Below are 24,882 nucleotides of genomic sequence, written 5' to 3'. Positions count from 1 at the left end.
TGAGCTGGGTGAGTAAGCCCCTATCCCCGCTTAGAAGGGGCTATCGACAAGACAGATCACACCCCGGTGTTGCACATGCGATTATTTTCATTTGTTGATTTCGACCCGAGGAAAACCCACAGGATCGCCATCACCTGAGTTGGCGATCGCATGCCGCTCGGAGGCATGGCCGAAATCTACGGCCACGCCACCGATCTTGGCGAAGGACGCCCTGCCACGTGCGAACGCGCGGTCGCCAGAAGTTTTCCCGGCGGCGATGTCCGAAGTCACCTTCTATTGCGGCCAATGAACGATAGCGCCGGACGGAACACCGGTGTTCGGCCCGACCAAGATTACGGCGCTTTTCTAAATACTGGCTACCTCACTCTTGGCTGAACAATGCGTCCGGGCCCGGCTCGAACAGTCGGTGATCTGGTCCGGAGCCGAGAGCCGCAGGTCGATGCGACGGTCCGCGCCCTTGAACGCCACGCCTGACCAGAGGCTTGAGAAGCCGAAGACTTTCGATTTCCTCGGCGATCTTAGAAGCTCAGCAAATATCCGAAATTGATCGCTGGCACTTGTTGGCTAGAGTTTGGCTCGGGTGCGCAGTTCGTTGTGCGCCTAGAAGGGCGAACTTGGCTAATGCTGGCCGCGGGACGGCTGCGGCCTCAGGGAGCCTGCGCCCTCATCGGCGGAGGCGTGAAACCAAACGCCAGAGCGTATCGCCAGCGCCAAAAGTGTGGAATAGACAACAAGTGCGATTGCCATGGCAGCGTATAATCCTTGTAGCGAGCCTGAAATCTCTACCGCAAGCCATCCGCCAACTCCTGCAACGGCCAGCCGGAGTAATCCGCAACGCATAGGCCAACGCAGTTGGCCTGCCCCTTGGGAAGCAAAGTAAAGAGCCATGCCCATCCCGGAGAACCCGTAGACGGGCCCGATCACCTGCAGGTAGCTGACGCCTGTATCGATAGCCCCGGCGGCATGGCTGAACAGACTAATCCATTCATGAGGAAATATCGCAGCGATGATACCAATCGTTTCCGTAATTGCAAACGATAGAGCAGCGCCCGTTAACGCAATTTTGATGGCTCTATCGCACTGACCGGCGCCGATATTGGTCCCTATCAAGGCAACCATCGGAGCGCCGATCCCGAATATCACGGGCATGAGAAGGTATTCAAGCCGTGCAGCGGTACCGAAGCCTGCGACTGCCTGCACGCTTGAATGAGCAGCCACAATCGCCGTTGCCACGCCTATCGTGACATTCGTGAGCACAGAGTTGACAGATGAAACGGCGCCCAGCCGCGCTATGTCTCGAAAGCGATCAAAGCTCAGGGCATCACGTCCGAAAACAACGGCATTTCGGCCTGACAAAATATACCATCCGAGAATAGCGGTGCCACAAAAGTTGTAGAGCAACAACGCCAATCCTCCACCGGCAACCCCCATGGCGGGAACCGGCCCGAGGCCAAAAATCAGCAGCGGCGACACAAAAATAAGCACGATCGCCCCCCCGCATGTGACGATTCCCGGTACAAGCATGTTCCCTGTCCCACGAACGATACTGGCAAGGCCATTCATCAGCCAGACAAAAACCAATCCGCTGAACACGGTATTTGAATAGATGAGAGCAGCTTCGAGCTCGCCGGCCTTCCCGCCCAACGCCTGATATATTGGCCGTCCGAAAACTAGCATAATTGCCGAAAAAATAATGCCGAGAGCGACGTTGATGATGATGGCGTGGGTCGCAAGTTGATTTGCGTCCGCGTTTCGACCTCCGCCGAGCGCTCGCGCAATCCCTGACGAAATTGCTCCGCCGAATGCACCGGCAGACATCATCTGCATCAGCATGACTGCAGGGAACACGAGCGCCATTCCGGCGAGCACATCGGTACCCAGATGGGATAGCCACCAAGTCTCTATGAGCCCAGTCGACGCCTGTACCAGCATGATAAGGACGTTTGGCCAGGCTAGGCGAACAAGCATGGGCAGGATCGGATCTGTGAGCATGCGCCGGATGCGTGGATTCATAGGTGGCAGTTGGGCAATGGCGTCCGTTGCATGTGTCATCGGGTTCCCTCGTCCTTACGCGTAAAACTCTAAATCTATCAATAGATGGCGCCCTTAATTTATTGCCCATGCAAGCTCAAGTCACGCTCATCGGATCAGCGCCCTTCAAACGTTTCGAAGTTAGAACGCATCTGAGCTTTGAGCCGTTTGGAAATCGGAACTGCCACGCTATGACCCTGGAATCAATATGCGAGTGAGCTCTTCACCGTGCGAAATCCGGTATCACTTTTATCTCTGGTCGTGCACAACACCCATGATATCGCCAGACCGCGATACGCTCACAAGCAGGTTGTCGCCGCCACGGGTTGCCTTGACCAGATAACGTTTGCCGACATCCTGGACATTCCTCACTCGGTAGCCGCGACCTTCAAGCAACGTGATGACGTCACCCGGTCCAAAGCTAGACTGTTGCCCGAACCAGCGGTTCTGATCGTCATGATGGCGGTTCCAAGAATCTAGAAAGTTGGATTCCGTGTTCCCGTCTACCGAGTAGGGATCTGAAGGCTCGCCATCGTAGATTACGACCTGCGGGAAGGCCGGTACGGCGGCGATAGCGGTTAGAGCAGCGGCCGCGGTGAACGCGATGACATAACGTGTCATGAATTTTCCCTTTGACTAAAACGCTCCACCCCGTCCTATTTGGCGACCAAGTTAGATCGATGTTTGGAGGCGATGCGAAGCTCAATGACATTATGAGCCTTGCTACTGTTGCAGTGTGTCGTTTGTTGTTACGAAATGTTGGAGCCACTTTTACGGATCAAACTGCGGCAGACGGCAGTGGTCCCTTGTCGACTGTCGTTCGAATCACGAGGACAGGAGGTGGGAATTTCGGTGGCGCACGTGCGTGGCATCGTGCACCTGCCATATTAGTGTGCTTACGGTGAATTGGTATCAAACATAGAGCTGTCGCTGGAACAGACATTCCATAAATTACGGTTACGCGCCAACTCCATCGTATTGCTTGGAAAACGTCTCACAGGGTGAGTGGTAGAGTTCGGATCGCATCAAGGCGTGGGTTACCCTCTGGTTTTCAGCGCTGTTCACGACGATGCCGAGGGGGCGAAGTTAGGCCTATGATACCGGTGCCCCAAAGAGAAACCACATCAACGCCCCGCATGGACACCGCTCGAGGCCAATGAACGCCAGCATCACTGCTCGGCGCTTCGGATCGTTTGTGGTATGGCATAGGCACTCTGGAAGCTGCATCAGGAACGTTGGATTGATGGCACGCCCTCGTTTACTCGCCCACCGGCCTTTACCAAGCTACGCTTATTTGCCGGGCCGTGGCCCGCATCCTGTTCGCCACCCTGCGGGACATAGCTACTCGGTCCAGCCTGTCCGGGTTATCGCCTCGCTCGAATCCGAGGAATTCGCTTGGGGAAAAGATCTTTTCAATCATGGGTACTATTGGGAAGCTCATGAGGCTTGGGAAGGGCTGTGGCAGGTAGCGGCGAGGGGAAGCCCATTACGCGATTTTCTCAAGGCGTTGATTTTGCTCTCAGCCTCGGGCGTTAAAATCCGGGAACGTAAACACGCTGCAGCCGGTCGCCACGCCGGTCGTGCTGGCGCACTGTTGCGAGGTCTGACGACGGTTTCACCGCAAGTTTTTTCATTTGCACTGGGAATGTCGCCAACGTCGCTCGCGGAACTCGCCGAAGCAACAGCGGATGACATGCCGGTCCTGCACGTGGATGAACAGGGGCAGGCTGAACCGGTGTTCGACTTCTTCCTTGGATCCGTCTAAACCATCGTAACCTACTTTTGGGCTTCGTTGATCTGCTGGATCGGCATCACCTGAACTTCGGACGAGATTCCGTGCTCGCACAGAAGTGGAGGATTTCCTGTGTCTCGGCAATCGAGCCGTCACTGATCCCGCAATTGTCTTAGCCCTTGATTTGCGGGTTTTCGGCGGCTCCTTTACGGAGAACTTGTTGGTTTAGTTTCAGATTTTAGGATGTTTTCCTTTAACAGGTCGCGGAAATAGCGCCGATTTTTCCGCCGATCCTGGCTAGACGGCTCGAAGGCGGGCTGTGATGAGGCTTTTTCAGCGGCCTTGTCGGCCCATTTTGTCGTAATCCGCCGTCTTTCGGCGGATTACGGGCGCGATTATGCCGTCGTCAGCAGCTTTGGAAGCCTCACCAGATTATAAGCGGTGGCTGTCAGGGTTAACATCCAGCCGACGCGATCCTTTCCGCGATGGCGGGTCTTGCGCATTCCGCCGCTGGTCTTGGCCCAACCGAACACTTCCTCGATGCGCTTGCGAATGCGCTGACTGACGGCGTAACCGAGGTGATGGGTGGTGCGACCGTCGATGGCCGACCGTCGGTTTGTTGTGTTCTGGGCGACGTGTGGGGTCACCTTTGCGTCCCGCAAGGCGGCCACGAAGTCGGCCGTGTCGTAAGCTTTGTCTGCGGCCAATGTGATGCGATGACGACCATCCATGCGGCCCACCATATCCAGAGCTGCCTCGCGTTCTGCTGTTCCACTCGCATGGGTCAGCGTGGCATCGACAACCAGGCCGTTGCGGTTTTCCATGATGACGTGACCCATGTGGCAAAGCTTGGCCGCCTGGCCACGGGCCTTCTTGTAAAGCCTGGCATCCGGGTCGGTGGTCGACGCGTGGGTAGCGTTACTTCGCTTCTCGCCGTGGAAATCGCGCTCGGAGTTGCGTCCCACAGCCTTTGGCGGCTGTTTGCCTTCAGCGCCAGAGCCGCTGTCGTCGGTGTCGCCACCATCTATGTCGTCCTTAGGCTTGAAGCTCTTCATGCTCGCCCAGGCTTCGATCAAGGTGCCGTCTACCGAGAAGTGCTCGTCCGACAGCAGCGCCTTCACCCGCGGCTGGCCCAGCAATGCGGCCAGAAACTTGGCGGCGATGTCGCCCGCCAGAAGCCGCTCACGGTTCTTGGTAAACACCGTGACGTCCCAGATCGGCGCGTCCATCGACAAGCCGACGAACCATCGAAACAGCAGATTGTAATCCATCTGCTCCATGAGCTGACGCTCCGAGCGGATCGTGTAGAAGGCCTGCAACAACAGTGCACGCAGCAGCTTCTCCGGCGGGATCGAAGGGCGGCCGATCGCTGAATACATCGCCTCAAAATCTGGCGACAGAACTTCCAGCGCTTCATCTACAATGGCACGGATCGGCCGCAGCGGATGGTTTGTCGGAACGCGGGCTTCGCAGCTCACATAAGAAAACAGTCCCGCCGTCTGGTTATCACTGCCGCGCATGTCATGCTCCCGCCGACCAATCACTCAGCAATGGAATCACGGCAGTAGGCTCGCAGCAAGCGCCTTTTTCCGCAGCCTGTTAAACTATCCGTTACGGAACGAAGTCTTACGCTCCTTGTTTCAGACACACCGAAACCGGAGCCCGACAATGACCATCAGAAAACTTAGCCGATCCTTGCCCATCGCACTGGCACTTCTCGCGCCCATGGCAACCGCCACCCCGTTGCTCGCCCAGGAGATGGCAAAACCCACCGCCGAAATGCAGGCGGTCCTCGATAAGCTTGCGGCTCTGGGCGCCAAGCCGTTTTCCACCCTGACTGTTCCCGAAGCCCGCACCCAGGCTTCACCGGCGGACGCTGCCCACGCCGTCCAGTGGGACAAACGCTTGTCGTCCAATCCAGAAGCGCAAGTGACGACCAAGGACGTCACCATTCCAACGGCGGAAGGCGGCGTTGCTGCACGGGTATACATTCCCGGCGGTAAGGGACCGTTCCCGGTCGTCGTCTACTACCACGGCGGTGGCTGGGTAGTTGCCGACATCAACGTCTACGACGGCGCACCCCGTGCGCTGGCACTGGGCACCAATGCGATCGTGGTTTCAGTCGAATATCGTCATGCGCCTGAGCACAAATTTCCTGCAGCCCATGAAGACGCCTGGTCCGCCTACAAGTGGGTTGTCGAGACCATCCACGAGCTGAATGGCAATTCCGACAAGATTGCAGTCGCTGGCGAAAGCGCCGGCGGCAATTTGGCAGCCAATGTTGCTCTGATGGCCAAAGAGATGAAGAACAAGCAGCCCGTTTACCAACTTCTGGTCTATCCGGTGGCCGGTAACGACATGAACACGGCGTCCTACAACGAGAATGCGAACGCCAAGCCACTCGGTAAGGCTGACATGGAATGGTTTGTGAAGAACACTTTCAGTTCGATGGATGAAACCTCCGACAAGCGCCTGAATCTGATCGGCCGGAATGATCTTGCAGGTGTGGCTCCAGCGACCGTCATCACCGCCCAGATCGATCCCTTGCGTTCTGAAGGTGAGGCCTATGCTGCCAAGCTGAAGGAGGCGGGGGTTGCTGTCGACGCAAAGACATTCCCGGGCGTGACACATGAGTTCTTCGGCATGGTCAAGGTGGTACCCGAAGCCAAGCAAGCGCTTGACCTCGCTGTCGCCGATCTCACCGCAGCCTTCGCCAAAGCCAAGTAAGGAAAGCCAAGATGAACAGAACAATTTCCGCCACGCTCTTATCGCTCTCGCTTATGATGTCCACCACAGCAATCGCGGCTATGCCTGAAAGTGCGGACAAGGCGGCAGCGGCCATGAATGTCGACAAGGCGTCTTTCGTCAAGGTTGTCACAAGCTCGAACGCATTCGAGATCGAGTCCAGCAAGCTTGCTGAGCAGAAAGCCAAGGATGCCGACGTTAAGGAGTTCGCGGCAGCGATGATCAGGGATCATACGATGGCGGCAGAGGAACTGAAGAAAGCCGCTAAACTCGGAGACGAAGCACCAATGCTGTCGCCGAAACATGCGGCGATGCTAGATACTCTGAAGGGTGCATCCGCCCAGGACTTCCAGCCACTCTATATTGAAATGCAGACGACAGCCCATATGGAAGCCGTGACCCTGTTTGCGACCTATGCCAAGGGGGGCGACGATCCGGCGGTCGAGGAGTTCGCGGCCAAGACGCTTCCCAAGCTCGAGATGCACAAGATGCATGTGATGAAGCTTGTCGCGGCACACTAATCAAGAACGCTCCAGAAGCTCGGTCGGAACATCGGGCTTTTTCGTTACGCCTCTACGGGATGATTGAAGTCGATTAATTTCCAGTATCCGAGGGCATCCTGGAACAATGAGCGCTCGTGTAACTTTGAAAGCTATGGAAACCGCAAATTTTGCCAGTCTCAGAGAACCGATCGCGCTCGTTGTTGACGATGAGCCTTTGATACTAATGGATACGGCAGACATGATCTCCGACGAAGGTTATGCGGTAGTTGAGGCAAGGACGGCGGATCAGGCTTTCGAGTTCCTGCAGAAACATTCCTCGCTTCAGCTCCTGTTCACCGACGTGCAAATGCCGGGCGACCTGGACGGGTTCCAGCTGGCAATGCTTGTAGCAGAGCGTTGGCCGCATATCTGCGTCATCGTGGCGTCGGGAGCCGCAAGGCCAGGGCCAAATGATATTCCAGAAAATGCGAGATTCATCGCCGAGCCATTTTCAGCCGACCTTGTTCACCAAGTTCTGCGAGATCATTGTGAAGCATCGCAATTGAAAAGATGAATTATAGGCGGCCTACCTAATTGTCTCTCATGTGTTACATTCAGCCGGCCCGACGGAGCGATATCTATTTGTAGCCTCTACCTGACGATGGCATTTGTTGACACAGCCATTTCCGACTGTCAAAGGACAGTATGGCCCAACGTCAATCCCGCAATGTTTCGCTGACCCCCGAACTGGAGGGTTTCATCAACGACAGCCTGGCAACCGGCGACTACGCCAATGCCAGCGAGGTTGTCCGCGCTGCTTTGTGCAGCTTGCGCGGTGGCGGCTTTAAAGCGCCACTTCCGGTCGGAAAGACCTGGCCGAAAGGCGGCGGTGAATGCGGCGAACTGGTACGTTCTAAAGACTGGCACAAAAGCCTGGCCGGCCCCATCGAAGGATGGAGCGTCGAGATGCGGGCGACGGTTGCTAATATTGTCAATTCGCCAGTTGCCAAGGTGCTGATGTGGGGTCCGCACAATGTCATGATCTACAACGATGCCTATCGCGAAATTGCCGGCGAGCGCCATCCGATGGCACTGGGAACCCCTGTTTCCGCGGCATTCCCGGAAGTCTGGGATTGGAATCGCCCGATCCTTGAAGCCGGTTTGCGAGGCGAAACGGTTTCCCACCGGGACCAGCCCATCGTTTTCAACCGGGCTCATGGGCCGGAAACCCTTTACCTCGATCTCTTCTACACGCCGGTCTACGACGGCGATGGCGATGTCGGTGGTGTAATGTGCACTATCGTTGACACCAGCGCCCGCGTGTTGGCTGAAGCTCGGCTTGCCGAGCGCGAAGCAGAATTGCGCAGGGTGACAGATGCCGTGCCGATGCTGATCTCCTATGTTGATCGGGATCACGTCTATCGCTTTGCCAATGGCGCCTACCGAGACTGGTTCGGCGCTGAACCAGAGACCATGATCGGTCACCATGTGCGTGATGTCATCGGCCAGATTGCTTATGAAGAACGCAAGGACTCTATTGTGCGGGCTCTCGCCGGGGACGCGATTGTTTCTGAAACTGAGCTACCGCACCAAGATGGTGGCTTACGTCGGATCGAGTTCAGGTACGTGCCTCACATCGATCCAGATGGTTCGGTTCCGGGCGTCAATATTCTCGGCATCGACGTAGAGGAACGTGCGCAGCGTGAAGCGGCCCTGGCGATCAGTAATAGCAGGTTTCGGACCGCTATGGATGCTGTCCACGGCGTGTTGTGGACCAATAGCGCCGACGGCAAGATGGTCGGCGAACAGCGTGGTTGGGCTACACTGACAGGCCAGACGCCAGAAGAATATCAGGGCTTCGGCTGGTCGAGCGCGGTGCATCCGGACGACGTAGCCGCCACGGTTGAAGCCTGGCAGGCAGCCGTTGCAGCGAAAAGCATGTTCATCCATGAGCACCGTGTGAAGCGTCACGATGGTGCCTGGCGGCAATATGCTATCCGAGGCCTGCCCATTCTGGATACAGCTGGCGAAATCATCGAGTGGGTCGGCGTACATACCGACATCACCCATCAGCGCGCGGCTGAAGCCGCCTTACGCGAGCAGGCGGAAGCTCTTGCGCGTCAGGTGCGTCATCGCGAGAGGGCAGAAGAACAGCTGCGCCACGTCAATGAAAATCTTGAAGCTCGGGTCATTGCCGAAATTGACGAGCGGCGTCAGGCAGAAGCCAAATTGGCCCAGTCGCAGAAGATGGAGACTGTCGGAAAACTGACCGGCGGCGTCGCCCATGACTTCAACAACCTGCTTCAGGTCGTTTCAGGCAATCTTCAGCTGCTTGGCAAGGATATTGCCGGCAATCAGCGCGCCGAAACCCGGGTTGCCAATGCAATGGCCGGCGTTTTGCGCGGTTCAAAATTGGCTAGCCAACTCTTGGCTTTTGGTCGGCGCCAGGCACTTGAGCCCCAGGTTGTCAATGTCAGCCGGTTTGTGCGCGGCATGGACGACATGCTGCGCCGGGCGATCGGCGAGGCGATCGAAGTGGAAACGGTTGTCACCGGAGGTCTGTGGAACACATTTATCGATCCTGCACAGGTCGAGAATGCATTGCTTAATCTTGCAATCAATGCCCGCGATGCCATGAACGGACAAGGCAAGTTGACTATCGAGCTGGCCAACGCGCATTTGGACGACGCCTACGCGCTGGCGCATGACGAGGTCACGCCGGGTCAGTATGTCCTGTTGGCGGTCAGCGATACGGGCTCCGGCATGTCACCCGACATCATTGAAAAGGTGTTCGAACCATTCTTCTCGACCAAGGCCGAAGGCAAAGGTTCCGGTCTTGGCCTGTCGATGGTCTACGGTTTCGTCAAGCAGTCGGGGGGCCACGTCAAAATCTATTCTGAGGTGGGCGAGGGCACAACGATCAAGCTGTACCTGCCGCGCGCCTTGCAGTCCGAAGACGTCGAGGTCGCCGTCGATACCGGGCCGATCTTAGGCGGTACAGAAACCGTTCTTGTGGTCGAGGACGACGACGCGGTCCGCGAAACGGTCGTCGCGATGCTATCTGACCTCGGCTACCGAGTCTTGAAATCGGTCGATGCGTCAAGTGCTCTCAACGTCATCGAAAGTGGCATTCCAATCGACATGTTGTTTACCGACGTCGTCATGCCCGGAAAACTGAAAAGCCCGGAGCTGGCCCGCAAAGCACGCGAGCGGCTGCCCAACATCGCCGTTCTGTTCACGTCTGGTTATACGGAGAACTCTATCGTTCATGGTGGGAAGCTAGATGCTGGCGTTGAGCTGCTGTCAAAACCTTACACGCGTGAGGCACTGGCGCGAAAATTCCGTATGCTGCTGGGGAATGGCAAGCAGCGGGCTGTGCCAACGGGGGCAGAGATCTTACCAACCACGCAAACACAGCCCACTCAGGTCGTCACCTTGGCTGAACCGCTGGTCACTTCGCAGCTTACGGTTCTGCTGGTCGAGGATGACGCGCTGATCCGCATGAACACCGCGGAGATCTTGCAGGATGCCGGCTATATCGTCGTTGAAGCGGCCAGTGCTGAAGAAGCTATGGCGGCGCTCGAAACTGTGCCGTTCGATGTGCTCGTCACCGATGTCAATCTACCGGGTGCCTCCGGTCAAGAACTGGCAGGTCGTGCGCGTGCGTTGCGCCCATCGGCCGCAATCGTGTTTGCGACGGGTGACACCCCAAGCGTCAAGAATGAGGCCGCATCTGGAATTCTGGGAAAGCCTTATGATGCTGAGGCGCTGATTGCTGTTATAGGGGCGACATGGTCCGAGGTTTCGAGGTCGGACAGCGCCATTGTTCATTCACCAGAGCGCTCAATAATATCGAACTGTTAGCACCGGGCACCGATGCGCGCTGACGCGCCGAATATCGCCACGCGCAATACGAGCGGCGTCTCGCCGGGATCCAGCCCGATCTATTCGGCGCCCCCGCGATCGAGCATTTCCATCGAAACCGCTTACCGCCGTCGCCGCAACACATGACGTTGGATTATGAGATCGAACGGTTTCACGATCTGACATTTGAACAGTAAACGCAGCGCCTTGCCGACGGTCCACACACTCCATGGGCTTGCACGACGCGAATGACGCTCGCCGACACGGAAAAGGCAGGGGTGATCGCCAATGCAGCGAACTGGTTGCGGATCGGCCAGCGCATCCGGATCGTCAGCGCACTCGTCTCCATTGACGGAAGTACAGAGCGTCGAGCGGGCCGTCAGGGCGTCGTTTGGAGACTACGCAGCCCCGTCTTTGCCGACCATATCTATATCAACCTCGATCTGGTCGGACAGGAGCGCAGCGAAAAGATCTTGCTTGTCGAGTTGCGTGATGTCGAGCCGGTGGAACGATAGGACGACGCGGCGCATAACAGACGAGGATCGGGAGATTGACGCCGTATGAATTGAGGCGGAATATCCGATTGGGCCTCAGGCCCACCTCCCAGTCAATTTGACCCGCAGCCCCGTGCTGCGGGTTTTTCTGTCGGCGCGGGTGACGGCGGCGGCAGGCTGGTTCGGCCGGGATCGACCCCCGCCCTTAACCAGTCGAGAGGCGCTCTGGCCCGCCTCTCGTGCCCCTCCACCCACCCTTCTGGTCGAGTAGGCCCCTGAACGATCCCATGGGCTGGATGGCGGCCTGCATTTCCGCAGAATGAGCGGTCGTCCGACAACCCAATTATTCTGAGATCACGATGTTCAGGGGCATCACATCATGTTTGCCACACCGAATTCACCGTCATAGTGGCCTATCGACATTTTATTTGGGATAATCATAGGTTTATGTGGTAAGTCTCTATCACTGTTTTAGAGATGTAAAACGGTCAATTTCCAGAGCGCACAATGGTGTTCCGGCAGAACATGACCGGAAATCGTTCAACTTCCGGCCTTCCAGCGAAACGCGATCAGAAGGACAGGATGTCATGCCGACGACGAGCCTTATGCAGTGTTGCTCAGCCAGCCAGACAGATGAAGAAGGATCTGTAGGCGCCCGCCGGATCTCTGGCATTTCTTCGCGACATTTCCTGAAGCTGGTGGAAGACCAGGGCCAGGTCGGTTTCTGGTCCTGGGATTTCGAAACCGGGCAAATCACCGGCTCGTTCGGACTGTACCGATTGTTGGGACTGCAGCCATCGGTCGCGCTGGATTTCGTCGACTTGATAAAGATTGTGCATCCCGATGATCGGGCGGCCAATTCCGATATGCAGGCGACCGTTCAGTCTGGCCAGGCGATCAATAGAGAATTCAGAATTATCCGCCCCGATAAAACCCTGCGCTGGATCCAGAACAAGGCCGAGGTCCTCGTTGACGCATAATGCACCCCCACACGCGCCCTCGGGCTGATCGTGGATGTCACCGGGCAGCATGAAGCGCGGAGATCCGTCGAGGAAGGGTGGCATAGCTATCGAAGCCTCAGCTTGGCGATTGCTGGGGTCAAATGGCGCATGCTGCCAAACGGCAAGATCATTTCTCTGCTCCATTGGGAAGAGCTTTCCGGGCAGACTTTCGCCGAGGCTGACGAATGGGGCTGGCTGGAGGCGATCCACCCCGACGAGCGCGCAGCAGCACGTTCACACTGGGCAGAGTGCATCAAGACCGGCCATCCCTATGCCATGGATCTTCGTGTCCGAGGTGCGGACGGTATCTATCGACAGTATCTGGCTCGTGGCGCACCCGTCTATAATACGGATGGAGCCATCCGTGAGTGGATCGGCGTGCTGATTGGAATGGCAGCTTTCAATTGGAGTGACCAGGACCGAGGTTACCACCGATCCCGAACATTGAATGTTGCTCATATTCGCGCAGCACGGGCACTGTTGGACTGGAGTATAGAGGATCTGGCAGCCAGAGCCGAGGTTTCGGTATCGACGATCCAGCGACTGGAACGTGACACCGGCAAGTCGATGAAGCTTCAGCCTATGGAAGCAGTCTGCAAAGCTTTGGAAAATGGGGGTGTCTGTTTCGGACTTAGCCTCGATGGTCAAACAACCATTAGCCTGGCCAAGGGGATAATGCAGAACATGGCCTATAGTGATCCGATTTTGATCAAGACGTCTGTGATGGACTCAAGCAAACGGGATACCGATAGCGGCGCGTTCAAGGCGCATGTATCTGGCGCCAGCTCAACCGGCGTAAAAATCTCTGAGACCGATGTTCGACACGAACCAACCAGGAGACTGTAAAAGAGTGCTTAAGCGCATCAAGCCGGAACATGTCCGATTGGGAATGTTCATCGAAGCGGTCGAGGGAACCTGGACGGATCAACCTTTTTGGCACAGCCGGCTTCTTCTCGAACGCCCCAAGGATGTCCAGGCGCTCAAGGTCAGCGGGGTGAACGCGGTCATCATCAATACGGAGAAAGGCGCGGATGCCATCGTCGCAGACGCGTCGAACAAAACTGCGACGCGCCATCAGGATGCCCACCTGAAACGCGCACTGCGGACGATCGAACACTCCCGCACCCTCATCAAGGAAATGTTCGACGACGCCAGAATGGGCGGCGCCGTTTCCGTGGCGAATGCGACGCAAGCCGTGATGCACATCTCCACATGCATGAAAGACAATTCCAGGGCATTGATAGAAATCACGCGGCTGAAAACGAAAGACGAGCATACATTTCTGCATTCGGTGGCCGTCACCGCCCTCATGGTTCATCTCGGGCGCTCAATCCATCTTGACGAGCGCGCCGCTCTCGATCTGGGAATGGGAGGGATGCTTCACGACATCGGAAAAATGAAGTTATCACTCGACATCTTGAACAAGGCCGGCCCGCTCGACGCGCACGAAATGGGACTGGTCCGCAATCACCCGCTGGACGGTTAAGACCTGTTGGCCGCACAAGGCGATGTGCCTGACGTGGTGCTCGACATTTGTCTCCATCACCATGAACGGATGGATGGCAAGGGCTATCCAAAAGGTTTGCGTGGAGATCAGATCAGCATGCCAGTGCGAATTTCCACGATCTGCGACGTTTATGATGCCCTCACGTCGAAGCGAGCTTACAAAAAGGCATGGTCTCCGAAAGATGCGGCGACAATCATGCTTCGCCAGGAAGGGCAGTTCGACCGCCAACTTCTCAAGCATTTTTTCTACAGCCTGAGCTTTTGACGGCGCGCGCGTCGAAGGGCGCTCGACAACGCGATATCGGCTTCGTATTCGCCTATGTGCCTGACAGGCGCCATTCTGATTACGATCTCCGTAGCACAAGTCGGTAATCAACGCACTTTCGTCGGGTGCCGGGGAAATCGGAGAGCCGTACTGGCAAAGTGCCGGCACTGTAAGTACCAGTTTCTGTCGTCCCGCTGGCTTCAGCGGTTGCCCTGATCTATTCCCACAGCCGCTGTGGCAACGACCATTTCATTATCGGTCATTTCGCCAATGACGGCCTGGTCAATCGCGGTGATATCGACACCGTTCCAGATGGAGGCCATTTCTTGTCTGCGTGCGGTGCGGCGGGAGGATTTGATTTCAACGATGAAGGGCCGTCTGGTTCTGGTCTGGTGCATGGTCGCTCGTGAGTTCGTCATGAATCGGAGGATTGAGGTGGATAGGACGGCCGAGCCTATTCAAGCATGATGCGTGATCGTGCCCGGCGATGTCGGATGCAAAAATGACCGTCTGCGCTTTATACGCAGACGGCAAGTCGATTGCGCGAGCGGGGCGCTCGCCTGCTTCCAAGGCAGAAACTGAAAGCGTGCGCAAAGGCTGCGCTGTAGAACTTGTCCGGGGCTTACGCGGTGTCGAAAAACCCCTGGAATTCCCTTTCGGCATGACCGGCGTCTGCATTGTCAGGTCGAGCGCCGTGCCTGATCAAGGCCCAGGACGCCCCGTATCTTTTGGCGATGCAGACCTTGCAGCGATATTCCGGGCATTGCGGATCTGTTCCAGTGGGAGTTCACAGCCATCTTCCCTCTTTCCTTGGATCGCTCGCGTGACTTACGCCGCCACCATCCTCGTTGTTTCCGACCTTTCGAACATGCGTTCGAGATTGAGGAAGCAGATCATTCCATCGGGTTGAGCGATGATGCCGTCGGCATAGCGCATGCCAGAAGACATGCTGATTTCGGGCACCGGTTGCAGCAGGCTGGCCGGGATGGTCAGAATGTCGGAGACCCGGTCGACCACCAGGCCCATGGCCATGCCATGAACCTCGGCGACGACGATGGCGCTGCGTTCGTTCGGGACCGTGCTTTTCATGCCGAGCTTGTTGGCGAGGTCAATGATCGGAATGACGCTGCCGCGCAGGTTCATGACCCCGACAACGTCGGCGGGGGCATGCGGGATGGGGGTGGCCGGCCCCCATCCGCGAATCTCGCGGATGGTCGTCGTGCGCACGCAGAACTCCTGATCGTGAAGGCGGAAGGCGATAATCTCGAGCGTGTCGCCGGACTTGCTGGCGGAGGAGCCATTGCTGGCGTGATGGGGAGCGTTCATCAGAAGTCCTCCTATCCTTCCTTGACGGCGGCATTGCCGGAGAAGGCCCTTGCAACCTTGCCCGCCAGCTTTCTGACCGGTGAGGCGACCGGGCGGTGGGTTGCCCCCGCTGCCATTGCCGATGCGGTCTGGCGCAAGGTGGCGCCGAGTTGGAACTGCGAGATCAGGTCGCGCAGCTTGCCGCTCTCGCTGGCAAGGGTGGCGCCGGCCGCACTCGTCTCCTCGACCATCGCCGCGTTCTGCTGGGTCACCTGGTCCATCTGGTTGACGGCCGTGTTGACCTCGGCGAGACCCACCGACTGTTCCTTGGCCGATGTGGCGATCGAGTCCATGTGCTGGTTGACGGTGACGATATAACCCTCGATAGTCTTGAGCGCCTCGCCGGTGTCGCTGACCAGCTTGACGCCGTTCTGCACCTCGACGGAGGAGTTGCGGATCAGGTCCTTGATCTCCTTGGCGGCTTGAGCGGAACGCTGGGCCAGTTCGCGCACTTCCTGGGCGACGACGGCAAAGCCTTTGCCGGCATCACCGGCGCGAGCCGCCTCTACCCCGGCATTCAGCGCCAGGAGGTTGGTCTGGAAGGCGATCTCGTCGATGACGCCGATGATGTTGGAGACCTGGTTGGAAGAGGCCTCGATCTTCTGCATGGCATCGACGGCATTGGCAACGACGCGGCCCGACTGGGCGGCACTCTCGTTGGCCTGAACCGCGACCTTGCGGGCCTCCTCGGCGCGCTTGGACGAGTTGGCGACATTCACCGTAATCTGGTCGAGGGCGGCTGCCGTCTCTTCCAGCGCCGCTGCCTGCTGCTCGGTACGCTTGGACAGATCGTCGGCGCTGGCGCTGACTTCCTTGCTGCCGGTGTCGATGCCACTGGTGGCCTCGGCGACCGCACGCAGTGTTTCCGACAGTTGGGAGACGGCGGCGTTGAAGTCGGCGCGCAGGGTCTCGAAATCGGGCGCGAACGGATCGGCAAGCTGGAAGGTCAGGTCGCCGCCGGCCAGATGCTTCAGGCCTTCGCCAAGACCCGCCGTTGCCTCCGCCATCTCTTCCGCACGGGCGCGGTCGGCCGCGGCTTTCTGCTGGCGCTGTTCTTCTGTCAGGCTGCGGTTGGCGGCGGCCTCCTGTTCGAGACGCAGATTGGCAACGGCATTGGTGCGGAAGACCTCGACCGCTGCAGCCATCTCGCCGATCTCGTCGGCACGGCCGTCATAGGGAATGGCAGTGGTGCTATCGCCTTCGGCAAGCTTCTTCATCGATGCGGTGATCGTCTGGATCGGACCCGCAATCCCGGATAGTGCAAACCAGATGGAAAGGCCAATCACAGTCGCACACAGCGCGATTGAGAGAAAGGTGATGTACAGGGACGTGGCGTAGACTGATTGGCTGCTGTTATAAGTATCTTCGGCAGCCTTCTCGTTGATCGCAACCAGTTTATCGGCAGTGGCAATCAATTTGCTGCCCACTGGCGTGACATCCGAATAGAGAACCTTGACGGCACCCGCATTGTCGCCGCTCCGCGGGAGAGCGAGGAGTTTTTCCACCTGCGCCGTGTAACCGGTGAAGTCGACACGAAGCTGGTCAATTATGGCGCTATTTGCTTTTTGAGCATCAAGTTTCTCGTAGGCAGCAACACGTTCGAGAAAGGCGGTCTTGCCTGCTTCGATCCGATCTTCCGTAGCCTTTGTTTCCGCCTTTCCATCCTGAAGGATATGGTCGCGGAATGCGACACGAAGCCCGGCGATCGCACCCGCAATGTCTTTCGCCGTCTTGACGCCCGCCATGCGGTTGATAGCCAGATCGCTGACATTTCCATTAATGACACTCAGCCTGTTGACAGAATAGGCAGCGAAGCTGCCGACGATCAGACCGACGAAAACGAAAATGCCAATCAAAGCAGTCTTGATTTTTGGGCGGGACATGGGTTGGTTGCTCCTTGCATGGGTATTCCCAAGGTGATGGGACGAAAAATATGCCGGGAAGCAAAGTCATTTTGCCGAAGGCTCCGGAAGACGAATCCATCTTCGTCATAGACGATCTCAGAAACGTCGCATTGGACTCACACCAGTTCTTCGGCTATCATACATTGCCGTAGTAACTCGGTGCGCCGTATTGCTTGCACTTGAAACCTGTCGACGGGCCCCTCAGGTGTAAGCGAATTGGTAAAAATGCTCGATCACAAACGCTAGCCACCGGCCAGTGCTATGACAATTCGAGAAAATTCTAAAAGAAATATTTACTTTAATTGGAATTGAGATTGTTACGACGTTTGCGGAAATATTGTTGCGCAAAACTGATAGCCGCTTCACTTTCGGGATAATCGATGGACGCCTCGATATGGCTGTATACGAAAATTGGCAAAAATTCCGGCGTTGATTCTGACATCATGCCGGCTACCGAATAGCGTAATTTTTCTGTTGAAAAACTGCGGGAGCCTATCAGGCCTCACCTGGTACAAGTCGGATCCTTCTGGTCGCCGTCGCCGTCGCCGTCGCCGTGGTACCGTATCGCTGGTGATATCTGGGCCGAACTCGGCAGATGAACAAATCCCCATCGACGCTCAATCGATGCTATCGAGATGCGCTCTTCCCATGACGACAAAAGGTCAGAGTGGGCTGCCGCCAAACGCTTATCTAAAATCCATTGCACTGGTGTAATTCCCAACTCCTTGCGAAAGCTGATTTGCAGGGTCGCCAATGTTCTGCCGGCGATGCTCGACCAGATGGCCAGAGGCGACATGGCGGACGATCGCCGCCGCCTCGCTAGATGAGCAAAAGGAGGTCTGGAAGGCGCACACGCCGACGAAGGGCGATACCGCGCATTGGTGCTCGGTCGCCAACGCGCTCAACAGGAAGCGGATGTACGCCAAGGATGCGAGCTTCGGCGACGACCCGACGTATTTGTGGACCAGGGCGAAGGCCAATGTCGAAGCAGTGGCGATGCTGCCTGGCAGGGGCTTTCGTAACGGCGATTGCAAAAGGCAAAGACCGCAGGCGGAAAAGGGTCAAGCTCCATCGACTCCTGGACCAAGACCGCAAGGCTGTTGATGCCCGCCCGGAAGTCGATCGGTTCGCGATGCAGGTAGACCTTGAGATCAGCGTTCAGTTTGAACATGACTCAACACTACCATAAGCGCGGCCAGTCCATCCACATCGTTGCTTTCCACCGACAAGCTGCCGCATTCGGCAGCAAAGCGCTCACCTTGGACACATGACAGCGCTTGCCCAATGTCTCCGTCTTCGTCAGTGGATCGCCGGAGACTTTTTCGCGGTTGTGATGCGAGGTTGGTCCCTGGGCTTCAGCTATCACGAAAGTGACGAAATAGGCAGTGCATCGAGATGTGCAAAAGCACGACGATCTTAATATCCGCTCCCTTCGCGCTCACGTAATAGGCGTGCAACATCGTAACGCCGTATGATTTCCTGCAGCTTATACCTCTTGCAGCTGAGGCACCCGCGACCACTGCCTTGGCTAGCCCCGCGTTGCTAGATTTTAGTGAGTTCGCAGAAGGCGCCTCGGGCATCGACTTAGGTGCTCGTGCGCGTGTTGAACGATATTTTTGTCGAGACGTTCTCATCGGCCGTGACACTGAAGGTTACGTGTTCTTCATCGCAAATTTCTCCATAGACTTTTGCGGCAGCTGTTGTTTCGTCATCAGCCTCGACCAGCGCGGAGTAAGAGACCAGGAAATACGGCATTCATTCCCCCTGAAACCTGCTTTGGTGGCCAAGCGCAGGCAATATTGGCGGTCGCTCTGAAGTGACCGTCGGTATCTGTTAGTTCCCGAGCCGGCGCAGTCATGGTTCGAGCCCTGTCTGAGCGGCGGGCGCTTGAAGACCCTTTCCCCAATGCGTCAAACAAGAGGCTGCACTGCGACACGGCTTCAATTTGCACGTGAGGTTATTCCAAAACGCTCCAGCATTTTCCTAAGCTGTGCATTCTGATGCCGCAGGCGTTCCGCAAGGAGCCTCTTCAGGCGGAGGTTTTCGGCAGAGAGCAATGCCAAGTTATCGGAGCGGGTCCCGATTACGTCGACCGCCATCACGACAGAGGGCGCTGCAATGACGTCCTCGGCAATGGACCTGCGACGTGTGTAAAGACGCTTAAGCGCCTTTACTGTCTGGCGTGTCGGCTCACTGGCCGGCGCCTTCACTACCTGACTATCACTGGAAACCGCATCGTGCTGATTTGGCTCAATCCTGTCGGAATTAACTGGCGGCATCGCGCGAGGCATTTCTCCATCGGCCTCGCTGACATCGGCAACTTCGGTATTCTCTTCCAGGCCGTTTGGCACGTTTTCACGACTGACTAAGATTTCCGAGTCGGCGTTGTGCATAAACGGAAGGGTTGCCTCGGTATCTCTCACCAGAGCCGCGAAATCGGTGTTGCCCCAGATGGATTTCGGCTGTGTTTTTAGTCGCCGGCGTGCCGATTTGATTTCGACGACGAAACTGCGCTGCTGTGTTCTCATATTTTTCTCTGATTGTGGTCTACGTACTCAGGAGCGTTCGAAGCGCTTGAGCATTTCTCTGAGCTGGGCATTTTGAATACGTAGCTTTTGCGCCAGCAGATCCTTGAGGTGTTTGATGTCTTCATCCAGGCTTGTCGGGGTCTCAAAAAAAGGGTCCGCGGTGGAAGATGCGGCAGGAACCGACAAGTCCGCGACGGCGCCAGGAATTTCGTCTGCCAAGCCGACGCCGACTTTCTTTGCGGTCTTCAACCTCGCCTGCCGAAGCTTCGGCAACTGAACAGCAGCCTCTACCTCTAGCCGCTCCTCTAACAGATCGGAGTTGGACTGCGCTTTCTCCTTTGTCACCTCGGCCTTAGCTGCTTCGGGGTAGTCCAATTGCAGATCGGGCGTCTCGGGAACCATTTCGTTCTCGATAGACGCTGGTGCCGGTGCGAGGTTTTCAGGCTCGAGCTCGTCCACTTGCTCGGTTCCAACATTGGCCTTCTGGGACGAGAGCAGATAGTCGTAGCTGGCCGCAGTTCTATTTCGACAAGCTTTCGAGCGCTGTCAGGCGCGCTTGCTTCGTCCGCTGTCCCGGAGGATCTTTGCCGGGACAGCAGCTGCGCTAGATATTTCCAAGGTGGTTTCATAGGACTTCTTTCTGAGCGGCAGAGATGAGACGATTCTGACAGCTCCGTCCCGGCTCGAAGCCGAGCCAGGATATTTCAAAAGCTAAGCTATTCGATGGTAACGAAGATCAATTGCGCGAGCGGCGAACAACGTTGAAGCGAGATCAAACGCCGAGGCGTTTGCGCAGATCAGCATTTTCCGCGCGCAACTTTTCGGCCAAAGCCTGACGAAGCGTCTTGTTTTCCTCCTCAAGCTGAAGAAGATCAGCCATCTCATCACTTGCGGTGAGAGGTGCCGGCGATGTCGCCTGCTGACTAGCAGGCTTGGCATTTGTTGAACCCTTGGCCACTGTTTTCTGCGTGGCAGCAGCTACGGTCGTCGTCCCGCTTATTGGCAGGACTTCAGCCTTGCCAATGCGCTTCTGGCGCGCCTTTGGTGTCTTTGCCGATGCGGCGGCTTCAATCTCGGCCTTCGAACGACGAGGCGCGCGCTGTTTTTTAGACGCAGGCACCCCAGTTGGAGCTTCTGGTGCTACAACATCAATTTGCGCGCCTGTTTCAGTTTCGTCGGCCATTGCTATCTCCATGTGCGGGTAAGATTCTTTTCGGCTGCACAACAGCTGCTGTCAACAGAGTCAGTGGTATTGCTTTATGTTTAAGTTTTTCCCGCTACCGGTCCGCTCCGCATGTCCAGCTGCTTTTGCAGCACTTTAGCATAGTAATTTGGGAGACATTGAAGAAATGCCGCCGATCAAGAGCCGGCGGCCGATTTGACCCATGGGACAACATAAATCAAAAATTTTTTGTCGAGCCGCGTGTATGCCTAACTTTCCTGCAGGCAAACATACACTCAGCGTGCTGCACTGATGATATTGCAAATTCCTTTGCGGTCAATATCCTTGCTGGGGAGCTGGCCGGCTTGGATGTCAAACACGATGTCTACACTGACACCTGAGACTTTTTGGCGCGCGACGACGCGCAGCGTCTGAACTCTATCACTGCCACTGGTTTCCTGAAACGCGTCGATAGATGAGAGTTGAACAGTGGAACCAGGTGGCGGGCGGTCGGTTTCGGCTTCACACTCACACTCACCCAGTTTGAAGTGCTCCGTACAACTGGCGCGGGCCTCTCGAGCGAACGTCTTCAACACAAGACTAGTGCCGCTACGGGAGGCGCCCATACTTCTCTATCCGACCAGCTCTCGCTGGCCGGGAGGTATGGTCATCGCGGCCACTCCGACGATGACGCAGGCCAGTCCTATCCAGGCGGTAGAGGTCATTGTCTCACCTAGAAACAGGATCCCAATTCCAACGCCGATCGGAACGCGGACGTAGGCCTGGGCGGTCGTGCCGACAGAGCCGAGTGTGTGCACCAGCCTGAAATAGATGTCGAACGCCAAGGCCGTCGAAAACACCGATAGGTAAAGCAGGGCTAGGATGGATGCCGGAGATGGCATCAATGTCCAGGGATGATCGACAGCAAGACTGAGCGGGAATAGCATAACCGCACCGCAGATCAGCGACCCCGCCGCCGGCATGATCGGATCAAGGCCTTTGAAACCTCGACCGAAGATGGCAGCGCCGCCATAGCAAACCGTAGCGGCCACGATGGCAATTTGCGCCGGTAGTTCTTCCCCGAGCCCGCGAAATGCTTCGATGCCAATGATGAGGCAGGTGCCAGCAATGTCCGCGCCAACGCCGAACACCTTGCGGCCGGTCACCGGTTCATGGCGTGTGATGAGGACAGTCAAGAGGACGTGAAGATCGGCGTGGTAGAATTCAGGATAGCGGCTAGCCCGGCATCCACGGTGCGTTCCGCCCAGGCGATCAGAGTAAAGGGGATCACGCTGTTCAGGCATGCCTGAAACAGGAAACGTCTCCGCGTTGCAAGGCCTTTCGGTAACGCCAATCCGCGTCCCTTGATGACGGCAAGCAGTATCGCACCGGCTATCGATGTGCGGGCGGCGATCAACGTCACGGGCGGGATCGTGTCGACGCCGATTTTAATGAACGTATAGGACGCCCCCCACAGTGTGGCGAGCGCAAGAATAAGCGCGAGCTCTATTCTGATATCCGTGTTTTGGTCTGTCATGATCGTCTCGGTTCGAGCTGGGTATGGTATTTATCCTCTTTGACGCGGATCAGGGTGGTAATGCTTCGGTCAAGCCCGAACTATGCGCAGCTGACAATGGGAATAGCCTGTCTATTTTCGGCCTCATGTCGAACACGGCACTTGGAAAATCATTACCAAGTTCGTAGCTCTGAGCGGGGATAAGGCGCGCGCAGCCTTGATGGGCGGGCAGGCTCCAACTGCTCACGAACCTGGCATGGCACGTCGACGTTCACCTCCACACAACAAAGCGGCCACCTGAGCGATGCTGGGAATTGGCGGAAGCTACGGACGAGAAGGTGCAGCTAACCTCGGTACGGTCATCAGCGTCTGGGCCGCTATCAGCTACGCTGCGCGAGGAGGCACAATACTCCGTTCCCAGCGACGTCCCACATGCAGTCGTTGGCTCCGACAATTCGATCCGGGCTATTGGCGCTATGCACCCGTTCCCATTGGTCGCCACCAGATGATGCCATTGCCGAACCCCTTGATCGGCCAGCAGGCACGTCCACTGCGGTCTCGATGGGGCTTGTCTGACCAAAGACCACCTCGCAATGCTCGGCTCGATCGGCATCCGCAACGGCCAGATCGTTTTCTTCCCCTGTCCGCTGGAGCGTCCATTCCTCGCGATGACCAAGAAAGCCTCTCCTCTGGCCGTCCTCCACTCCGTTTCGGTCCTTTGGATGCAGGCCGATCGTCCCCGGTCTAATCGACTGCCATCGAGGCCGCGATGGACGCGGCCCGAACAACCGAAAAGGAATACGACAATGGCAACCATCGGCTCTTTCACCGCTTCCGGCAACGGCTTCTCCGGTACCATCAAGACCCTCAACCTCAACGTCAAGGCAACTATCCGAACTGTCGAGCGCACTTCCGAAAAAGGCCCGGACTACCGCATCCTCGCTGGAGCCACAGAATTCGGCGCAGGCTGGAAGAAGACCTCGAACGAAGGTCGCGACTACCTCTCGGTCAAGCTCGACGACCCGAGCTTCCCGGCCCCGATCTACGCGACGCTGATCGAGGTCGAAGGGGAGGAAGGCCTCTCCCTCATCTGGTCCCGGTCGAACCGGGACTGAGACTGGATGCCCCGCCCTACAAGGCGGGGCTCTGCACGTCAGGGATCACTTGTTCAGTGCATCCTTGAGCGCCTTGGCAGGCGCGAAGGTCAGCTTCTTCGAAGCAGCGACTGTCATCTTTTCTCCGGTCGCAGGATTGCGACCCTCGCGCTCCGGTGAAGCTTTCACCTTAAATTTGCCGAAGCCAGGGATCGAGGTTTCCGCGTCGGAGCCTGCGGCATCGGCGATGGCCTGGAATACGGCTTCAACGATACCCTTGGCCTGAACCTTCGTCAGGCCGTTGTCGGCTGCAATCTTATCGGCGATTTCATTGGTAGTGGTCATGGAATTCCTCATTTCGTCTAACAAAGACAGAATCCGTGTCAGCTTATGACCGGATTGTCATCGGCGACGATGGGGACGAGGGTCAGATCCGCTGGATGTCCACAGATCGTTTTGGCCGATAACCTCGTTTGCGTTTCTCGCGAAGGACGTCGAGGAAGAGGCCGACGGCCTGGCTCTCATTGTCGAACAGATGCACCATCTGTTGTCCGCGCGTTCCAATCCGACCCCAGGCGCGCACAAGCGACACCTCTCCGAACAATGTCGGCTGAACGGCGAGGGCATAGAAGCGCGCCATGTTCTTTTCCGGTGCGATACGCTCGACATAGAGGTGGTAGGGCTGCGTGATCATGCCCACAGGATCGCGCGTTCGGACTCTGACGTCCAATGAGACTTTTGAATCGGACGGGCATCATCGATTCACATCGCTGATCCGTCGGCGTTCGTTTCATTCGCACCAACTCCGGCGCGATCCTTGCCACTTCCGAGGCAAGCCTTCTGCGACGAGAATATCGCCGACCGAGCCGATCCCGGTAGACCATCCTGAGCTTCCGGTCGAAGCTATCTCATCTCTGGCAGTCGTCTCGAACGAGAGCGGACCGGAATTGAGAATGTCGAGCAGACGCTGTTTCGCCGCGAGGCAAAGCTGGCGTTCGCGCTGGCATAGTGGCGGGCTGAGCTCCGGCGTGTCGATTTCGGCGATCCGGATCTTTTCGCCTCGAAACCAGAACGTGTCGCCATCCACCACGCAGGTGATCCGTCGTGAGCTTCCGCACATAAAGTATGCTTCGCCCGCGCTGTTCGTTTGCTGGGCTGATCCGGCCGATGCGAAGAGGCAAATTGCCATGATT

At 57.0% G+C, this 24,882-nt stretch carries 27 protein-coding genes and 3 pseudogenes; 12 read left to right on the top strand and 18 right to left on the bottom strand.

The annotated features are described in order from the left end of the window. Window positions 1-87 precede the first annotated feature (87 nt). The 3 genes from J5278_RS30640 to J5278_RS30630 all read right to left on the bottom strand — a co-directional run bounded on the left by J5278_RS30640 (window position 88) and on the right by J5278_RS30630 (window position 2,652). Window positions 88-270: a hypothetical protein gene (locus tag J5278_RS30640; protein ID WP_111220927.1), complete on the bottom strand. Its 183-nt coding sequence runs from the start codon at window positions 268-270 to the stop codon at window positions 88-90. Between the two features lie 348 nt (window positions 271-618). After that, a complete protein-coding gene (locus J5278_RS30635; protein ID WP_257623523.1) occupies window positions 619-2,052 on the bottom strand; it encodes an MATE family efflux transporter in 1,434 nt (477 codons plus the stop codon). Window positions 2,053-2,280: 228 nt separating this feature from the next. Continuing rightward, window positions 2,281-2,652, bottom strand: a complete 372-nt coding sequence (locus J5278_RS30630) for a hypothetical protein (RefSeq protein WP_209187080.1) — start codon at window positions 2,650-2,652, stop codon at window positions 2,281-2,283. A gap of 622 nt (window positions 2,653-3,274) precedes the next feature. Here J5278_RS30630 and J5278_RS30625 point away from each other — a divergent pair. Continuing rightward, complete coding sequence (locus J5278_RS30625) at window positions 3,275-3,796, top strand: DUF309 domain-containing protein (protein WP_209187065.1); 522 nt, start codon at window positions 3,275-3,277, stop codon at window positions 3,794-3,796. Window positions 3,797-4,158: 362 nt separating this feature from the next. Here J5278_RS30625 and J5278_RS30620 read toward each other — a convergent pair whose 3' ends face one another. Beyond that, window positions 4,159-5,283: an IS5 family transposase gene (locus J5278_RS30620; protein WP_219259501.1), complete on the bottom strand. Its 1,125-nt coding sequence runs from the start codon at window positions 5,281-5,283 to the stop codon at window positions 4,159-4,161. 148 nt (window positions 5,284-5,431) lie between these two features. Between J5278_RS30620 and J5278_RS30615 the strand changes: the two genes are divergently transcribed. The 9 genes from J5278_RS30615 (at window position 5,432) to J5278_RS30575 (ending at window position 14,120) form a co-directional block, all read left to right on the top strand. Beyond that, on the top strand, window positions 5,432-6,490 hold the full coding sequence (locus J5278_RS30615; protein WP_209186628.1) for an alpha/beta hydrolase: 1,059 nt from the start codon (window positions 5,432-5,434) through the stop codon (window positions 6,488-6,490). A gap of 11 nt (window positions 6,491-6,501) precedes the next feature. Then, the gene (locus J5278_RS30610; RefSeq protein WP_209186629.1) at window positions 6,502-7,029 is read left to right on the top strand and encodes a DUF4142 domain-containing protein; all 528 of its coding nucleotides are present in this window, start codon (window positions 6,502-6,504) and stop codon (window positions 7,027-7,029) included. 106 nt (window positions 7,030-7,135) lie between these two features. Beyond that, window positions 7,136-7,564, top strand: coding sequence for a response regulator (locus J5278_RS30605; RefSeq protein ID WP_247749460.1), 429 nt, complete (start codon window positions 7,136-7,138; stop codon window positions 7,562-7,564). Window positions 7,565-7,695: 131 nt separating this feature from the next. After that, window positions 7,696-10,854, top strand: a complete 3,159-nt coding sequence (locus J5278_RS30600) for a PAS domain-containing protein (protein ID WP_209186630.1) — start codon at window positions 7,696-7,698, stop codon at window positions 10,852-10,854. Window positions 10,855-11,102: 248 nt separating this feature from the next. After that, on the top strand, window positions 11,103-11,369 hold the full coding sequence (locus J5278_RS30595) for a hypothetical protein (protein ID WP_209186631.1): 267 nt from the start codon (window positions 11,103-11,105) through the stop codon (window positions 11,367-11,369). A gap of 566 nt (window positions 11,370-11,935) precedes the next feature. Continuing rightward, on the top strand, window positions 11,936-12,328 hold the full coding sequence (locus tag J5278_RS30590) for a PAS domain-containing protein (RefSeq protein ID WP_209186632.1): 393 nt from the start codon (window positions 11,936-11,938) through the stop codon (window positions 12,326-12,328). A gap of 102 nt (window positions 12,329-12,430) precedes the next feature. Then, on the top strand, window positions 12,431-13,195 hold the full coding sequence (locus tag J5278_RS30585) for a PAS domain-containing protein (RefSeq protein ID WP_209186633.1): 765 nt from the start codon (window positions 12,431-12,433) through the stop codon (window positions 13,193-13,195). Window positions 13,196-13,199: 4 nt separating this feature from the next. Further along, window positions 13,200-13,835, top strand: a complete 636-nt coding sequence (locus J5278_RS30580; RefSeq protein WP_209186634.1) for an HD-GYP domain-containing protein — start codon at window positions 13,200-13,202, stop codon at window positions 13,833-13,835. A gap of 6 nt (window positions 13,836-13,841) precedes the next feature. Then, window positions 13,842-14,120 (top strand): HD-GYP domain-containing protein, encoded by a 279-nt coding sequence (locus J5278_RS30575; RefSeq protein WP_209186635.1) that lies wholly within the window; start codon window positions 13,842-13,844, stop codon window positions 14,118-14,120. A gap of 200 nt (window positions 14,121-14,320) precedes the next feature. Here the strand turns inward: J5278_RS30575 and J5278_RS30570 are convergent, their stop codons facing one another. The 4 genes from J5278_RS30570 to J5278_RS31865 form a co-directional block, all read right to left on the bottom strand. Further along, entirely contained in the window at window positions 14,321-14,518 is a 198-nt protein-coding gene (locus J5278_RS30570; protein WP_209186636.1) for a hypothetical protein, read from the bottom strand. 430 nt (window positions 14,519-14,948) lie between these two features. Continuing rightward, window positions 14,949-15,446 (bottom strand): chemotaxis protein CheW, encoded by a 498-nt coding sequence (locus J5278_RS30565; protein WP_209186637.1) that lies wholly within the window; start codon window positions 15,444-15,446, stop codon window positions 14,949-14,951. 11 nt (window positions 15,447-15,457) lie between these two features. Further along, entirely contained in the window at window positions 15,458-17,368 is a 1,911-nt protein-coding gene (locus J5278_RS30560) for a methyl-accepting chemotaxis protein (protein ID WP_209186638.1), read from the bottom strand. 523 nt (window positions 17,369-17,891) lie between these two features. Continuing rightward, entirely contained in the window at window positions 17,892-18,185 is a 294-nt protein-coding gene (locus tag J5278_RS31865; protein WP_209186639.1) for a helix-turn-helix domain-containing protein, read from the bottom strand. Between J5278_RS31865 and J5278_RS31465 the strand changes: the two are divergent. Further along, window positions 18,136-18,337: pseudogene (locus J5278_RS31465) on the top strand (plasmid partitioning protein); the annotation flags it as partial. The gene J5278_RS31865 and the pseudogene J5278_RS31465 overlap by 50 nt on opposite strands. Window positions 18,338-18,467: 130 nt before the next feature. Here the strand turns inward: J5278_RS31465 and J5278_RS31860 are convergent. From J5278_RS31860 to J5278_RS30515, 7 genes and pseudogenes are all read right to left on the bottom strand, one after another. Continuing rightward, window positions 18,468-18,560: pseudogene (locus J5278_RS31860) on the bottom strand (hypothetical protein); the annotation flags it as partial. A 413-nt stretch (window positions 18,561-18,973) separates the two neighbouring features. Then, a complete protein-coding gene (locus J5278_RS30540; RefSeq protein ID WP_209186641.1) occupies window positions 18,974-19,144 on the bottom strand; it encodes a hypothetical protein in 171 nt (56 codons plus the stop codon). A 185-nt stretch (window positions 19,145-19,329) separates the two neighbouring features. Further along, window positions 19,330-19,917: a hypothetical protein gene (locus J5278_RS30535; RefSeq protein WP_209186642.1), complete on the bottom strand. Its 588-nt coding sequence runs from the start codon at window positions 19,915-19,917 to the stop codon at window positions 19,330-19,332. A 27-nt stretch (window positions 19,918-19,944) separates the two neighbouring features. Then, window positions 19,945-20,376: a hypothetical protein gene (locus J5278_RS30530; RefSeq protein ID WP_209186643.1), complete on the bottom strand. Its 432-nt coding sequence runs from the start codon at window positions 20,374-20,376 to the stop codon at window positions 19,945-19,947. A 313-nt stretch (window positions 20,377-20,689) separates the two neighbouring features. Next, entirely contained in the window at window positions 20,690-21,100 is a 411-nt protein-coding gene (locus J5278_RS30525) for a SyrB-like regulator (protein ID WP_209186644.1), read from the bottom strand. 275 nt (window positions 21,101-21,375) lie between these two features. Further along, the gene (locus J5278_RS31460) at window positions 21,376-21,705 is read right to left on the bottom strand and encodes a hypothetical protein (protein ID WP_257623522.1); all 330 of its coding nucleotides are present in this window, start codon (window positions 21,703-21,705) and stop codon (window positions 21,376-21,378) included. 6 nt (window positions 21,706-21,711) lie between these two features. Next, window positions 21,712-22,616 (bottom strand): annotated as a pseudogene (locus J5278_RS30515) (DMT family transporter). A gap of 785 nt (window positions 22,617-23,401) precedes the next feature. Between J5278_RS30515 and J5278_RS30510 the strand changes: the two are divergent. After that, on the top strand, window positions 23,402-23,710 hold the full coding sequence (locus tag J5278_RS30510; protein ID WP_209186645.1) for a DUF736 domain-containing protein: 309 nt from the start codon (window positions 23,402-23,404) through the stop codon (window positions 23,708-23,710). A gap of 45 nt (window positions 23,711-23,755) precedes the next feature. On the opposite strand, the gene J5278_RS30505 is transcribed toward J5278_RS30510, so the two are convergent. The 3 genes from J5278_RS30505 to J5278_RS30495 form a co-directional block, all read right to left on the bottom strand. Next, a complete protein-coding gene (locus J5278_RS30505) occupies window positions 23,756-24,034 on the bottom strand; it encodes an HU family DNA-binding protein (RefSeq protein WP_012648969.1) in 279 nt (92 codons plus the stop codon). An 82-nt stretch (window positions 24,035-24,116) separates the two neighbouring features. Then, on the bottom strand, window positions 24,117-24,383 hold the full coding sequence (locus tag J5278_RS30500) for a WGR domain-containing protein (RefSeq protein ID WP_209186646.1): 267 nt from the start codon (window positions 24,381-24,383) through the stop codon (window positions 24,117-24,119). 96 nt (window positions 24,384-24,479) lie between these two features. Beyond that, complete coding sequence (locus J5278_RS30495) at window positions 24,480-24,779, bottom strand: thermonuclease family protein (RefSeq protein ID WP_247749462.1); 300 nt, start codon at window positions 24,777-24,779, stop codon at window positions 24,480-24,482. Window positions 24,780-24,882 lie beyond the last annotated feature (103 nt).

Origin of the sequence: Rhizobium sp. B21/90 (genome assembly GCF_019355815.1) — a bacterium.
In the GTDB taxonomy this organism is placed as follows: domain Bacteria; phylum Pseudomonadota; class Alphaproteobacteria; order Rhizobiales; family Rhizobiaceae; genus Rhizobium; species Rhizobium rhododendri.
Note: the sequence above shows the minus strand (reverse complement) of the source record. Positions and strands in the feature narration are given on the sequence as shown.